The sequence below is a fragment of the Aquabacterium sp. A3 genome (assembly GCF_038069945.1).
Lineage (GTDB): Bacteria > Pseudomonadota > Gammaproteobacteria > Burkholderiales > Burkholderiaceae_C > Aquabacterium.
The window spans coordinates 1420355-1433021 of sequence record NZ_JBBPEV010000001.1 but is presented as its reverse complement, the minus strand read 5'-3'; the positions used below and the strand labels follow the sequence as shown (position 1 = coordinate 1433021).

The following is a 12667-nucleotide window of genomic DNA, read 5'->3' as shown; positions in this document are numbered from 1 at the left end:
GCCTGCGCGCACGCCGCGCAGCGCTACAATCAAGGGTTCGATGCGAAAGGATTTCCCCCATGTCGATGGATGACCGCGACGGCAAGATCTGGATGGACGGCCAACTGGTGGAGTGGCGCGACGCCAAGGTCCACGTGCTGACCCACACGCTGCACTATGGCTGCGGCGCGTTCGAGGGCGTGCGCGCCTACAACACGGTCAACGGCCCGGCCATCTTCCGCCTGCGTGAGCACACCGAGCGCCTGTTCAACAGCGCCAAGATCCTGCGCATGCCCATGCCGTTCACGATCGAGCAGATCGAGCAGGCACAGATCGACGTGGTCAAGGCCAACCAGCTTGAGAGCGGCTACATCCGTCCGCTGGTCTGGCTGGGCTCCGAGAAGCTGGGCGTCAGCCCCAAGGGGGCCAAGGTGCACCTGATGGTGGCCGCCTGGACCTGGGGCGCTTACCTGGGTGAAGAAGGCTTGAAGCGCGGCATCCGCGTCAAGACCTCCAGCTACACCCGCCACCACGTCAACATCACCATGACGCAGGCCAAGGCGGTGAGCAACTACACCAACTCAATCCTGGCCAACATGGAGGCCACGGACGACGGCTACGACGAAGCCATGCTGCTGGACAGCGCCGGTTTCGTGTCTGAAGGTGCTGGCGAGAACCTGTTCATCATCAAGGGCGGTGTCATCTACACGCCCGACCTGTCGGCCGGTGCGCTCAATGGCATCACCCGCAACACGATCTTCCACATCGCCAAAGACCTGGGCCTGGAGATCGTGCAAAAGCGCATCACCCGCGATGAGGTGTACATCGCCGACGAGGCCTTCTTCACCGGCACCGCCGCTGAAGTGACGCCCATCCGCGAGCTGGACCGCATCGAGATCGGCCGTGGCTACCGTGGCCCCATCACCGAGCAGATCCAGACGGCCTTCTTCGACATCGTCAATGGCCGCAATGCCAAGTACGCCGAGTGGCTGACCCCTGTTCGTTGAACTTCCGGAGCACGCTGAGATGAGCACCGCCACCCACGCCCCCAAGGCCGTTGTGGAAGTGACCGCCGCCGAGCTGCAAGGCCCCGGCGTGGTTTTCTGCCCCAACCCCAAGATGCCGATCTGGAACCACCACCCGAAGGTGTACATCGATGTGGTCAAGACCGGCGAAGGACGGTGCCCCTACTGCGGCACCGTCTACAAGCTCAAAGACGGCGAGCATTACCACGGTCACTGACCGGGCTCATCGCGCCGGCTTGTACACCACATAGTCGGCCTGGTAAGCCACCTGCATGCGCTGGCCCTGGTTGCTGGCCGTGCACGATGCCTGGGGGGCGACGCCGCCCCGGGTGTTGAGGCGCTGGATGTAGCTGGTGCCTTCGAACAGGCCCTGCCCGCTGCTGGGGGTAGCCTGCACCAGTTGCCATGCGATGTTGCCCGCCGGCGCAGGCGCCAATCCCACCTGTTTGCCCTTGACCATCGAGCCATCGCGGCCTTCCCAGGTCGGGCCCCCGTAATAGCGGCCCACCGTTTGCCCCGAGGCGTCGCTCAGCGTGGCCACTGGCGTGACGAACGCCCAGGCATGCTGCCCCGGGGCATCGGCCTTGGCTCGGCATTCGTACGTGATCTCGCCCTTGCCCACCGTCCACGCCGTCTGCCGATGCCCGTCGGGCACGCGCACGGCCTCGGGCAGTGTGGCGTTGTTGACGGTGGCGGGCTGGTAGGTGGAGGCGCAGCCGGCCAGAACGAACAGGGCCAAGGCGGCCAGGGGGGCGCGACGGACGGTGGTGTGCATGGCAGTCTCCTGATGAGTGAGGGTGAAGGGGCGCCCCGATGGCGCCCACCCCAGCCTTTACGCAGGTCGACCGCGTTTGGATGCAACCGGGCTCACAAGGCGCCCACGGAAATGATCGGCCCGGTCGGCGCCCCGGTGGGAGAGCCTCCCGGGGGCTCGACGCTGACCGCGAAGGCGGCAGTGTCGTCCAGCAGATGGGCGCGCTTGATCTTGGCCGTGCCATCGGCCGCCAGCAGGCCCAGCGAACGTGGCGCACCCGAGGGCGGTACCGCCCAGAGTTCCAGCGCGCGGTTCAGGTAGCGCTGCTGCGTGTCGTCCAGTGGCTTGAGCACCAGGTGGGCTCCGTCGGGGCTGACACCGGCCACAAAAGCCACGGGTTGCACACCTGCTTTGGCCGCATCAGGCTGCGCCGCCATCACCACCACGATGGGCGGCTGCGTGACGGGGGGCTGGCTCAACACCACCCCCAGCGAGATGGCGGCCACGGCGGCCATGCCGGCCGCGGCTTGCCACAGCACCAGCTTTTGCCACCAGCGCACCATGGGCTGCACCGTGTGCTGGAACAGGCGCTGCTGCACGCCCTGCCACACCCTCGGCGATGGCGTCACCTCGGGCACCGACACCGACAGCGCGTCCACACGGCGCTGCCAGTCCAGCATGGCGCGCCTCAGCGCCGGGTGGGCCGGCACCAAGGCTTCAAAGCGACGACGGGCCGGGCCGCGCAAGGTGCCCAGCACGTACTCGGCGGCCAGACGGTCGGCCAGTTCGGGACGGCTGTAGTCCATCTCAGCTCAGGGCCAGCGAGGCCCGCTCCAGGCAGTTCTTGAGCCCCTGCAGGCCCCGGCGCACCCAGCTCTTCACCGTGCCCAGCGGCTGGCGCAACTGCTCGGCCACTTCGCTGTGGCTCAGGCCCTGGTAGTAGGCCAGGGCCAGGCTCTGGCGCTGGTCTTTGTTGAGCTGCGCCATGCAGTCTTGCAGGGCCATGGCCTCAGAGGCCTGCTCCAGCAGGTCCAGCGGCCCCGGGGCGTCCGAAGGCAAGGCATTCAGCATGTCGGTCTCCTCATCGTCGGCGTGCGTGATCACCGAGCTCACGGTCTGGGGCGAGGTCTGGCGGCGGCGCAGGCTGTCGATGGCGCGGTTGCGCGCAATGCTGTTGAGCCAGGTCGTGGGTTGGCTCAGGGCCGGGTTGAAGCTCTGCGCCGAGCGCCAGATGTTGACGTACACCTCTTGCAGCACGTCTTCGGCCTGGGCCCGGTCTGATTGGATACGCAGGATCACGCCCAGCAGATGCGCACTGGTGCTGCGGTACAGCGTGTCAAAAGCCACACGTTCGCCCAAAGCCGTTCGGGACAAGAGATCGGCCAGCAGGTGCTGGCGCGCAGACAGGTCGTGATCGGCCATGCGGCTCCCGCAACGAATGAGATGCGCCATTGTAGGAAGAAGCGCCGTGGTCATGGGGCCCGCCTACAATGCCCCCACCATGAAGCTCGCCAACGAATTCGTCCTCACCCTGTCATGTCCGGATGCCAAGGGCATCGTGCATGCCGTGTCGGGCCTGCTGTACCAGGCGGGCTGCAACATCATCGATTCGCAGCAGTTCGGTGACCTGCTGGCCGAAGACAGCACCGGGCTGTTTTTCATGCGCGTGCACTTCGAGGCGCCTGAGCACCTGGCCGATCCGCACACGCTGGGCAAATTGTTCTCGCACGTGCGCGGGCAGTTCGGCATGGACGCCCACATCCACGCCTTGTCGCGCCGCCCGCGGGTGCTGATCATGGCCAGCAAGCATGGCCATTGCCTGAACGACCTGCTGTTTCGCTGGCGCTCGGGCTGGCTGCCGGTGGACATCCCCGGCATCGTGTCCAACCACCCCGATTACGCCGAGCTGGCCGCCAGCTACGGCATTCCCTTTCATCACCTGCCGCTGCCCACCGGCTCGTCGGCCGAGGTCAAGCGCGCGCAAGAGCAGCAGGTCGAGGCCCTGGTCAACCAGGAGGCCATCGACCTGGTCGTGCTGGCGCGCTACATGCAGATCCTCAGCCCCGAGTTCTGCGCCTTCCTCAAGGGCCGGGCCATCAACATCCACCACAGCTTCCTGCCCAGCTTCAAGGGCGCCAAGCCCTACTACCAGGCGCATGCGCGTGGCGTGAAGCTGATCGGGGCCACCGCCCACTACGTGACGGCCGATCTGGACGAAGGCCCCATCATCGAACAGGATGTGGCCCGCGTGGACCACACGCTCGACCCCGAGGACTTGACCGCCGTGGGCCGCGATGTGGAGTGTGTGGTGCTGGCCCGTGCCGTGAAATGGCACACCGAGCACCGCGTGCTGATGAACGGCCACAAGACGGTGGTCTTCCGCTGACGTGATTCATTGAGGGCCCCATGACCGACCCACGCACACGCCAGGCCCAGGCCGCCTTGATGAGCACGGCCGACGAAACCGAAGCCTCGTTCTACGAGGCGCTGCAACAGGGCGACGTCGATCGCATGATGGCCTTGTGGGCCGACGACGATGAGGTGGCTTGCGTGCACCCCGGCGGGCCGCGCATGGTGGGGCCGGGCGCGGTGAGGGCGGGCTTTGAAGCCATCTTTGCCCATGGGCCCGTGCACGCCACCATCGAGCATGTGCGTCGCCTTGAGACGGCGGTGTGCGCCGTGCACCACGTCACCGAAAAAATCCAGGCCCTGACCGAAAAAGGCTGGGAGACCGCCTACGTGATGGCCACCAACGTGTACGTGCGCACCGGCCATGGCTGGCGCATGGTGGCCCACCATGCCAGCCCCGGATTGCCCAACGATTTACCCGACATTTCCGAGCCGCGTAACATGCTGCATTGAGTTCTTGCCCTGGGTGTTTTCAGGAGTGAGCATGCAGCACTACGTTGCCCCCTTGTGGCTGGCCGGCAAGGGCGCTTTGGCCGGCAATGTGCAGACGATCTGGCCCGCGCTGGCCAGCCTGGCCCACCCTGATCGCCGCGATCAGGCGGTTCAATACCAGCGTCGGCGCTGGCGCACCCCGGACGACGATTTCATCGATGTGGACCACTTGCCGGCCGCCGAGGCGAGCGCCGGTCGGCCCCTGCTGGTGCTCTTCCACGGGCTGGAGGGATCGTCGCAAAGTCATTATTCGCGTGCTTTCGCCTGGTGGGCCCATGCGCGTGGATGGGACTACGTCGTGCCGCACTTCAGGGGCTGTTCGGGCGAGCTGAACCTGGCGCCCCGTACCTATTACTCGGGCGATCACGCCGAGATCGACTGGATCCTGGGCCGCCTGGCCCAGGCGCACGCAGGGCCCATCGTCGCGGTGGGCATCTCGCTGGGCGGCAACATGCTGATGCGCTGGGCGCAAGAGGCTGGTGACGCGGCCTTGCAAAAGGCCCGTGCCGTGGTGGCCGTGTGCTCGCCGCTGGACCTGGAGGCCAGCGCCAAGGCCCTGTCAAGCGGGCTGTCGGGGCGCCTGTACACCCGGATGTTTTTGCGCAGCCTCAAGGACAAGGCCATGGGCAAGCTGGCCCAGCACCCCGGCTTGTTTGATGCCCAGGCGCTGCAAGCCTCGCACAACTTTTACACCTACGACAACGCGTTCACGGCGCCGGTGCACGGCTTTGCCAGCACCGAAGATTATTGGGCGCGGTGTTCGGCCAAACCCCATCTGCGGCGCATGAAGCATGTGCCAACGCTGCTGCTGAACGCCCGCAACGACCCGATGGTGCCGGCCTGGAGCTTGCCCACGCGCGCCGAGGTGGGGCCGGCGGTGACGCTTTGGCAACCCCACGAAGGAGGTCATGTCGGGTTCCCTGCCGGGCGCTTCCCGGGGCATGTGGCCTCCTTGCCCGACGCCGTCGGACAATGGCTGCTTCAACACCTTTGATTGCCTTCCATGGATGACATCGTCAAGGCCGCGCTGAAGAAGTGGCCCAATGTGCCCCACTGCCACGACTGGCTGGCGCTGGACGCGCGCGGCGATTGGTACCTGCGTGACGCCCCCACCCAGGCGGCCGGCCCGTTTCCGCAGTCCAAAGGACAGCGGGTGGTGCACGACAAACTCAAGGCCTTCATCGAGCGCAACTACGAGCACGACGAGCAGGGGGCCTGGTACTTTCAGAACGGCCCGCAGCGGGTCTACGTGACGCTGGAGGCCAGCCCGCTGGTCTGGGGCGTTCGGCGCGCAACCCAGGTGACGCCGGGCACGCCGGTCCAGGCAGCCTACGCATGGCAGGCGCACACGGGCCTGGAGGCGCAAACGCTGCGCTCTGCCTGGCTGGACGAGCATGGCCGGCTGTTCATCGACACCGATGCGGGCTTTGGCCTGGTGCGCTCGCTGGACATGGACGTGGCCGCCGACGCCCTGGAGGCCAGTGGCCTGACGCTCAGCGAGTGTCGTTTTGACGAGCTGCCCCAGCGGTTTGGCTATCAATTGCACCCGCAAGCCCAGGGCTGAGGCGCCGTGGCTTCAGGCCGCTGGCCCATGAAAAAACCGGCTGCCAGAGCCGGTTTTTTTTGGGGGCCTGGTGTTTACTGGGCCGCAGCCTCAGACGCCGCAGCGGCCGGCATGGCGGGCGCTTCAAACTTGGCGCCGCCCGCATTGGCCATGTACACCACGGCGGCGGTGATCTCGGTGTCCGACATCTCGCCACCACCTTGCGGGGGCATGGCGTTGAAGCCCTTGATGGCGTGCAGGGCCAGCGTTTCCAGGCCCTTGCCGATGCGGCCACCCCAGGCGCCGGCATCTGCAAAGATGGGCGCACCCAGGGCGCCTGCGGCGTGGCAGGCGGCGCAAGCGGCCTTGTAGATCTCTTCGCCAGAGCGGGGGCCGGTGTTGGCCGAAACCAGCTTCAGGTCCACCTGACTGACCGGCATGATGCGCTCGGACACGGCCTGGGCCGACAAGGCATCGCTGCCTGCCGAATCTTTGGCGCTGGAGGTGACGTAGTTGACCAGCAGCACGATGATGACCACCGGCACCACGAACGCGGCCACGACGGCGGCCACCAGTTGCTGAGGGGTGCTGATCGGGCCTTCGTGGCCGGACTCGTGAGATTGGGGCGCTTGGCTCATGGGGTGTTGTCGTGCGCTGGAGGTTGAAAAACGGCAGTGAGGGGCCTTGCTCGTGGCCGGAAAGCCTCATGCCAAGAAGGTGATTATAGGTCGGGCCGCAGCGTGGCGTAACCCGTACAAAGCCGCTGCTAGAATGCCCCTGTTGCGCCCGTAGCTCAATGGATAGAGTACTGCCCTCCGAAGGCAGGGGTTGCTGGTTCGATCCCAGCCGGGCGCGCCACTCTGTGGCCTGGGGCAAATGCCCCCGCAGACCCCTCAAAAAGGGCTCTGGAATTTATACGCAGGCCTTTTTCCGACAATTCTCCGACACTGCTTATGACGGAGACGTCGGAGGACGACAGATGGCCAGCTTTTACAAGCGCGGCGACTACCAGTGGGAAGCCAAGATCCGCAAAGCCGGATTCCCTCAGCTTGCCCGCACTTTCGAGAGCAAATCAGACGCGATGGCCTGGGCCGCTGAGGTCGAGACCGAGATGCGCCGTGGCACCTTCGTGTCGCGCGCATTGGCCGAACGCAAGACGCTGGCCGCCCTGATCGGCCAGTACGTTGAGGAGGTCTCGCCGTTGCACCGAGGCGCTGACAGCGAAATCGCTCGGCTCAAGGCCATGGCACGGCGCAAGTTCGCCGAGACGGCCATGGCCAACTTGCGGCCCATCGACATCGCCCGCTACCGCGACGAACGTTTGAAGGTGGACGGGGTGTGCCCGGCCACCGTGGTGCGCGAGATGGGCCTGCTGCAGCGCGTGATCGCCCACGCCATGCAGGAGTGGGAAATTGCATTGCCGCGCAACCCGGCGCAGGGCGTGGCCAGGCCCAAGGTGAAAAACGGGCGTGACCGCCGCCTGAAGCCAGCCAAGAAGGGCAAGGCCCACCTTTCAGAAGAAGCGCGGCTGTTGGCTGCCTGTACGGCCGACGGCCGTGAGCGCAGTTGCCGTGTGCCCTGGCTGCGACCGATTGTGGAGCTGGCCATTGCCACCGCCATGCGGCGCGGCGAAATCCTGGCGCTGGACTGGCAGCACGTGCACCTGGAAGAGCGCTATGTGCACCTGCCGGAGACCAAGAACGGCGAGTCGAGGAACGTACCCCTGTCAACGCAGGCCATGGCCATCCTGGCGGAGCTGAAGGGCGATGACGAGCCAGAAGGGCGTGTGTTTGACGTGTCAGCCAATGCCTTCAAGCTGGCCTGGGCGCGGGCTGTGAAGCGCGCCAAGCTGGAAGATTTTCACTTCCATGATCTGAGGCACGAAGGCACTTCGCGCATTGCCGAGAAGCTGAGCAACGTGCTGGAGTTGTCCAGCGTGACGGGGCACAAGGACTTGCAGATGCTGAAGCGCTACTACCACCCGAGGCCGGGGGACATTGCTGCCAAGCTTGGGTGATTGAGGTCTGAAGCGGGCAGGCCGTGGGCCTGCCCACATTTCAGGATTTAGTCACTCACCCATCAGATACGGCTCGATGCTGCCGTGGTACGCGTCGATGGCAAGGTCCTCAACTTCCGCGAGCAGCATCTCGCGCCCGCGCTCGTGGGAATACCATTCTTGGACGCCTTCTTGCGGCTCCAGGGGATTGCCTTCGTCATCTTCGTCACCGTGGAAGACGAGCCGGTCTGGGAAGCCCTCGAAGTCGTTGGACAGGAGCAATCCGGTGTTGTCCGCCTCATCTTGCGTGGCTCGATCAAGTGCACCCATGACCTCGAAGTGGAGAGTACTCAGGTCACCGTTCTTCAGGTCGCGTCGCCGCACCCAAAGTGTTCCGCCACGGCACAGCCAATAGATGTCTGAGTTGCTGCACTGACGCAGAAAAGTTTCCAGTGCCTGGCTGATCTGGTAAATCGGATCGGCATACAGCTCTGAATTCGGTAAGGGGGCGGTCAGCGACTTTTCCTGTTGATGGTGCAGGTCAGCCCAATCGGCGAAGCCCATGCTCTGCGCAAACTGATTCAGCAACTGCACGTACGGTGTGCCACTGACCTTCTGTTGCTTACGGGCATCCCGCCGCAATTGTTCCAGGCGGCCCTTGGTAAGGGGTTCTTGCATCTTTCACTCCAGGGCAGTTCCAGAAGATCGGGCCCACACGACCAGATGTCACCGCCAATGAAGGAAGTGCAAAAAAAGACTGTTGATGTCGTGATGCCGAACCCGGCTTTGCTAATGTGGGCGCGCGAGCCGTCACGGGGCGGCTGCCGTTGATGAGTATAGCGCAAGCACAGGCTCATGTATTGAGCTTGTGATGATTCAAAGTGTTCGGTGCAGGGGGCGAGCACAATCGCCTTGCGCAACTAGTTCTACTCGCGTGAAGGCAACGCGGGGTCATCGGTTTGGAGCGATGAATCATTGATGGAGATCACGTCTGCGCACGCGCGAGGTCGGGCGGTAAAGTCCCTCCATCGTTTGATGATCTCCATAAAAACTGGTCGGCATAAGGGAGGTATGCATGGAAAAGGGGACACAGGTTCGCCGCAAGGACAACCCAGGTAAGGTTGGCACAGCCACGGGCAATCAGCGGCCCCGGAATGGGGTGCCGTACTACTCCATTCGATGGCACGACGGCACAACTGACTATTGCTCCAGTGAGCTGCTGGAGGCGCTGACCGAAGATGGTGATGGCGACATCTATCAACAGATCGACGCTGGTCGGTATGGCCGGTCTGAAGACTTACGGCGCAACCTCACCCATGTGCATCTATCGGGGCGGTTGGCCAACTTGGTCTATTCGATGGGCGTCACCAACACTGACTTCTATGCCCATCAATACAAACCGCTTTTGACATTGCTGGAGTCTCCTGCAAGCGGCATCCTGATTGCGGATGAGGTCGGCTTGGGCAAGACCATCGAGGCCGGCATCATCTGGACGGAGTTGCGTGCACGCGAAGAGATGCGGCGGCTTTTGATCGTCTGCCCCGCCATGCTCAGGGAGAAATGGCGGGACGAACTCTTGAACCGATTTGGTATTGAGTCTCAGATAGTGGATGCAGCCACTTTGACCAGTGAGCTTCAGAACACGTCTGCCTTCGGTCCGACCAAGGCATGGATTGCCAGTTACCAGGCGCTGAGGCCACCTCGTGGCTGGAAGTCTGGCGCCAGCGCCACTTCGAAAAGACCAGGGTCTCGGCATCTGCTCGCGGAGTTGCTGGATGGCTGTGCAGAAGAAGAGCCGTTGGTGGACTTGGTCATCTATGACGAGGCCCACTACATGCGCAATCCTGAAAGCGCCTCGTACAAACTGGGCCAGATGCTTCGGGATGTTTCGCATCAGCGGGTGCTGCTGTCTGCCACTCCCATCAACACTGACCGAGAGGATTTGTTCCACCTTCTGCGCCTGTGTGACCCGGACCACTTTCAGTACCGATCAAACTTTGCGGAGATGGTTCAAGCAAACCAGCCTTTGGTGGCGGCCAGAGATGCGGCGTTGCGCATCGGGTCAACGGCTGAAGAAATCAATGGTTTCATCCAAGAGGCTGCTGCGCATGACATGCTGGCAAGGTCTCGGCAACTGGCGGCATTACGAGACACGCCGCCTACAGATGCGGACCTGGCGGAGCCATCCTATCGTTCCGAGCTGGCGGCCGGCCTGGAGCGTGTCAACCTGCTCGGACATGTGATCACGCGCACGCGCAAACGCGACGTGCAAGTGAAAAGGGCCAAGCGTGAACCCAAGGCCGAGATCGTCGCCATGACGGCAGAAGAGCGTGCCTTCTATGAGCATGTCACCGAGGTTACGCGTGACTATGCCTTCCGTCACAGCATTTCAGATGGGTTCTTGCTGGCAACGCCACAGCGGCAGGTTTGTAGCTGCCCTGCAGCCTTTGCCAAAGCATGGTTAGGCGATCAGGCCGAGTTGGTTGACGACATGACCAGCGTGTATGTCGAAGACAGCGAAGAGTCCGAGTCCAATGACTTTGAATACGAAGATGTCAGTGGATCGTTGAAGGATTTTTTGAAGGCCAATCGCCCCAGAAATCTGGATGTCCAGGCGCTTGAGCTTAACGACTCAAAGCTACATCGCCTCAAGGCTGTTCTGGGCGACTACTTTGCGGCCTCCCCAGGTGAGAAGGTGATCCTGTTCACTTCCTTCCGCGTCACCGCCAAGTATCTGACCGAGAAGCTCTGTGCTGCTGGCATTCCTTCCCTGCTGCTGTGGGGCAACATGCAAGAGTCCAAGCAAGACCTGATCAATCAGTTTCGCGACCAGCCTGATCTCCGGGTCTTGGTGTCGACGGAGGTCGCGTCTGAGGGCGTCGACTTGCAGTTCAGCAAGCTGTTGATCAACTACGATCTGCCATGGAACCCAATGCGCGTTGAACAGCGCATTGGCCGTATCGATCGACTTGGCCAGCAAGCCGACATCATCCACATCTGGAACCTGATGTATGGCGGCACGATTGACGAACGCATCTTCAGCCGCCTGCTTTCAAGGCTGAGGGTATTTGAGCAGGCCTTGGGCGAACCTGAGCCCGTCATAGGCGAGGTGATTCAGAACCTTGAATCCACCCTGCTAACGCGTCGCCTGACACCGGAGGAGGAGGAGCGAGCTATTGAGGCAGCGCGACAGTCCCTGGAAAACGTTCGCATCGAGCAGGAGCGTTTGGAGAAAAATGCCGCCCAGATGATGGCCCATGGCGGCTTGGTATTGGAGCGCATCAAGGCCGCTCAAGAGGTCTCTCGTCGTGTGACTGAAGACGACCTGATCATCTATGTCAAAGACTTTTTAGTCAGACAAGCGCAAGGGCACCAGTTCGTACAGAGCGGTGGCCCTCATGAGTATTCGATCCAGTTGCCATCGGCAGTGGCCGCAGACTTTGACGAATACTGCCGAAGGACCGGACAGACAGGGATGTCAGCCTTGGGAAGTGGCTTGCCTCGCCAGTGCCGGTTCATCAACAAAATCACCGTGTCGGGCAACCGTGGATGGGAGGCCATTCACCAGTTTCATCCATTGGTGCGCTTTATTGGTGAACGAAGCAAAGGCCAAGCGCATCACGGGCTGGTGAGTGTTGAGATTGACGCTGAGCAGGTGCCAACCTTAAAGCCTGGCGACTACGCACTTTCCATCCGTAAGTGGTCATTTTCTGGGGTAAGCGAGGAAGAGTGGTTGCAGAAGGCGGCCTGTCCATTGGCATCGGCAGATCTGTTGGATGAGGATGCGGCTGAGGCCTTGATCAACGCCGCCAGGCTGCATGGGCGCGACTGGCTTGCGGCGGGTAGTGTTTTGACCGCTAACGTGGTGGCAGAGGCTTATGACCTCTTGGATTCAAACATCCAAGGGGCGTATCAGCGTGCACTGCAACGCAAACAGAACGAAAACGCAGACCGGATGATGTTCCAGCTCCATGGGCTTGATCAGCATCTGAATCAGCAGTTGGGCAAGCTGGAGGGTGTCCTGGCCATGCACAAAGCGCTGGCGCGCCATGGCCTTGTCAAAGCCACGCAGGGGCGGATCGATAAGCTTCGTGCGCGCATTGAGCTCAAACGTGAGCGGGTGCGCCAAAGAGAGCGTCTCAACCCGGATGACTCTCCTGTTTGTTTCGGGGTGATTCGCGTGTTGGGAGGCGGGCGATGAAAGATTGGCGAGATCAATTGAAGGCCATCAAGGGCGACCTGGCCTCAATAAGGGCAGACAGCCCAAGCAGCGCGCCACGGCAGGCGGACCAACGTGTGACGCACAGCCAGTCTGCGAGGCCGCCGCTGGACCCGCTGCGTCGCAGCACAACCACGTCGGCAACCAATAAGCCGTCTGGGGCCAAGTTTGATCGAAGGGGATCATCCGATAGAACACGCCAACCGGCGCCAGTGTCCAAGTCGCAGCAGATCAGGTCCCAGCCCCAAAC

13 protein-coding genes and 1 tRNA gene are annotated in these 12667 nt (G+C 62.9%); 9 read left to right on the top strand and 5 right to left on the bottom strand.

Features of this window, described 5'->3' with window-relative positions:
* The first annotated feature begins 59 nt into the window (after positions 1-59).
* Both WNB94_RS06340 and WNB94_RS06335 read left to right on the top strand, forming a co-directional pair.
* Positions 60-986, top strand: coding sequence for a branched-chain amino acid transaminase (locus WNB94_RS06340; protein WP_341389143.1), 927 nt, complete (start codon positions 60-62; stop codon positions 984-986).
* Between the two features lie 19 nt (positions 987-1005).
* On the top strand, positions 1006-1221 hold the full coding sequence (locus WNB94_RS06335) for a zinc-finger domain-containing protein (RefSeq protein WP_341389142.1): 216 nt from the start codon (positions 1006-1008) through the stop codon (positions 1219-1221).
* A 6-nt stretch (positions 1222-1227) separates the two neighbouring features.
* Here the strand turns inward: WNB94_RS06335 and WNB94_RS06330 are convergent, their stop codons facing one another.
* The 3 genes from WNB94_RS06330 to WNB94_RS06320 form a co-directional block, all read right to left on the bottom strand.
* On the bottom strand, positions 1228-1779 hold the full coding sequence (locus WNB94_RS06330) for a DUF3455 domain-containing protein (protein ID WP_341389141.1): 552 nt from the start codon (positions 1777-1779) through the stop codon (positions 1228-1230).
* A gap of 92 nt (positions 1780-1871) precedes the next feature.
* Entirely contained in the window at positions 1872-2564 is a 693-nt protein-coding gene (locus tag WNB94_RS06325) for an anti-sigma factor (RefSeq protein ID WP_341389140.1), read from the bottom strand.
* Between the two features lies 1 nt (position 2565).
* Complete coding sequence (locus WNB94_RS06320; RefSeq protein WP_341389139.1) at positions 2566-3180, bottom strand: sigma-70 family RNA polymerase sigma factor; 615 nt, start codon at positions 3178-3180, stop codon at positions 2566-2568.
* Between the two features lie 79 nt (positions 3181-3259).
* On the opposite strand from WNB94_RS06320, the gene purU reads away from it, so the two are divergent.
* The 4 genes from purU to WNB94_RS06300 are packed head-to-tail and all read left to right on the top strand — an operon-like array spanning position 3260 to position 6223.
* On the top strand, positions 3260-4144 hold the full coding sequence (gene purU / locus WNB94_RS06315) for a formyltetrahydrofolate deformylase (protein ID WP_341389138.1): 885 nt from the start codon (positions 3260-3262) through the stop codon (positions 4142-4144).
* Positions 4145-4164: 20 nt separating this feature from the next.
* Positions 4165-4620, top strand: a complete 456-nt coding sequence (locus WNB94_RS06310) for a YybH family protein (RefSeq protein ID WP_341389137.1) — start codon at positions 4165-4167, stop codon at positions 4618-4620.
* Positions 4621-4651: 31 nt separating this feature from the next.
* Positions 4652-5653, top strand: a complete 1002-nt coding sequence (locus WNB94_RS06305) for a YheT family hydrolase (protein WP_341389135.1) — start codon at positions 4652-4654, stop codon at positions 5651-5653.
* 9 nt (positions 5654-5662) lie between these two features.
* Entirely contained in the window at positions 5663-6223 is a 561-nt protein-coding gene (locus WNB94_RS06300) for a DUF2946 family protein (protein WP_341389133.1), read from the top strand.
* 74 nt (positions 6224-6297) lie between these two features.
* Here the strand turns inward: WNB94_RS06300 and WNB94_RS06295 are convergent, their stop codons facing one another.
* A complete protein-coding gene (locus WNB94_RS06295; protein ID WP_341389132.1) occupies positions 6298-6840 on the bottom strand; it encodes a c-type cytochrome in 543 nt (180 codons plus the stop codon).
* A 144-nt stretch (positions 6841-6984) separates the two neighbouring features.
* Here WNB94_RS06295 and WNB94_RS06290 point away from each other — a divergent pair.
* A tRNA-Arg gene (locus WNB94_RS06290) sits at positions 6985-7060 on the top strand.
* Between the two features lie 121 nt (positions 7061-7181).
* On the top strand, positions 7182-8219 hold the full coding sequence (locus tag WNB94_RS06285) for a site-specific integrase (protein ID WP_341389131.1): 1038 nt from the start codon (positions 7182-7184) through the stop codon (positions 8217-8219).
* A 51-nt stretch (positions 8220-8270) separates the two neighbouring features.
* On the opposite strand, the gene WNB94_RS06280 is transcribed toward WNB94_RS06285, so the two are convergent.
* Positions 8271-8876 carry a hypothetical protein gene (locus WNB94_RS06280; protein ID WP_341389130.1) on the bottom strand — a complete coding sequence of 202 codons (606 nt, stop codon included), beginning with the start codon at positions 8874-8876 and terminating at the stop codon, positions 8271-8273.
* A 397-nt stretch (positions 8877-9273) separates the two neighbouring features.
* Here WNB94_RS06280 and WNB94_RS06275 point away from each other — a divergent pair, with 397 nt between their 5' ends.
* The gene (locus WNB94_RS06275) at positions 9274-12399 is read left to right on the top strand and encodes an SNF2-related protein (RefSeq protein ID WP_341389129.1); all 3126 of its coding nucleotides are present in this window, start codon (positions 9274-9276) and stop codon (positions 12397-12399) included.
* Positions 12400-12667 lie beyond the last annotated feature (268 nt).

What these genes read in the sequence shown, in the direction of transcription:
- WNB94_RS06285 (WP_341389131.1), top strand. Translation starts at nt 7,182, where the DNA reads ATGGCCAGCTTTTACAAGCGCGGCGACTACCAGTGGGAAGCCAAGATC.
- WNB94_RS06330 (WP_341389141.1), bottom strand. Translation starts at nt 1,779, where the DNA reads ATGCACACCACCGTCCGTCGCGCCCCCCTGGCCGCCTTGGCCCTGTTC.
- WNB94_RS06335 (WP_341389142.1), top strand. Translation starts at nt 1,006, where the DNA reads ATGAGCACCGCCACCCACGCCCCCAAGGCCGTTGTGGAAGTGACCGCC.
- WNB94_RS06340 (WP_341389143.1), top strand. Translation starts at nt 60, where the DNA reads ATGTCGATGGATGACCGCGACGGCAAGATCTGGATGGACGGCCAACTG.
- purU (WP_341389138.1), top strand. Translation starts at nt 3,260, where the DNA reads ATGAAGCTCGCCAACGAATTCGTCCTCACCCTGTCATGTCCGGATGCC.
- WNB94_RS06310 (WP_341389137.1), top strand. Translation starts at nt 4,165, where the DNA reads ATGACCGACCCACGCACACGCCAGGCCCAGGCCGCCTTGATGAGCACG.
- WNB94_RS06295 (WP_341389132.1), bottom strand. Translation starts at nt 6,840, where the DNA reads ATGAGCCAAGCGCCCCAATCTCACGAGTCCGGCCACGAAGGCCCGATC.
- WNB94_RS06305 (WP_341389135.1), top strand. Translation starts at nt 4,652, where the DNA reads ATGCAGCACTACGTTGCCCCCTTGTGGCTGGCCGGCAAGGGCGCTTTG.
- WNB94_RS06280 (WP_341389130.1), bottom strand. Translation starts at nt 8,876, where the DNA reads ATGCAAGAACCCCTTACCAAGGGCCGCCTGGAACAATTGCGGCGGGAT.
- WNB94_RS06300 (WP_341389133.1), top strand. Translation starts at nt 5,663, where the DNA reads ATGGATGACATCGTCAAGGCCGCGCTGAAGAAGTGGCCCAATGTGCCC.
- WNB94_RS06320 (WP_341389139.1), bottom strand. Translation starts at nt 3,180, where the DNA reads ATGGCCGATCACGACCTGTCTGCGCGCCAGCACCTGCTGGCCGATCTC.
- WNB94_RS06325 (WP_341389140.1), bottom strand. Translation starts at nt 2,564, where the DNA reads ATGGACTACAGCCGTCCCGAACTGGCCGACCGTCTGGCCGCCGAGTAC.
- WNB94_RS06275 (WP_341389129.1), top strand. Translation starts at nt 9,274, where the DNA reads ATGGAAAAGGGGACACAGGTTCGCCGCAAGGACAACCCAGGTAAGGTT.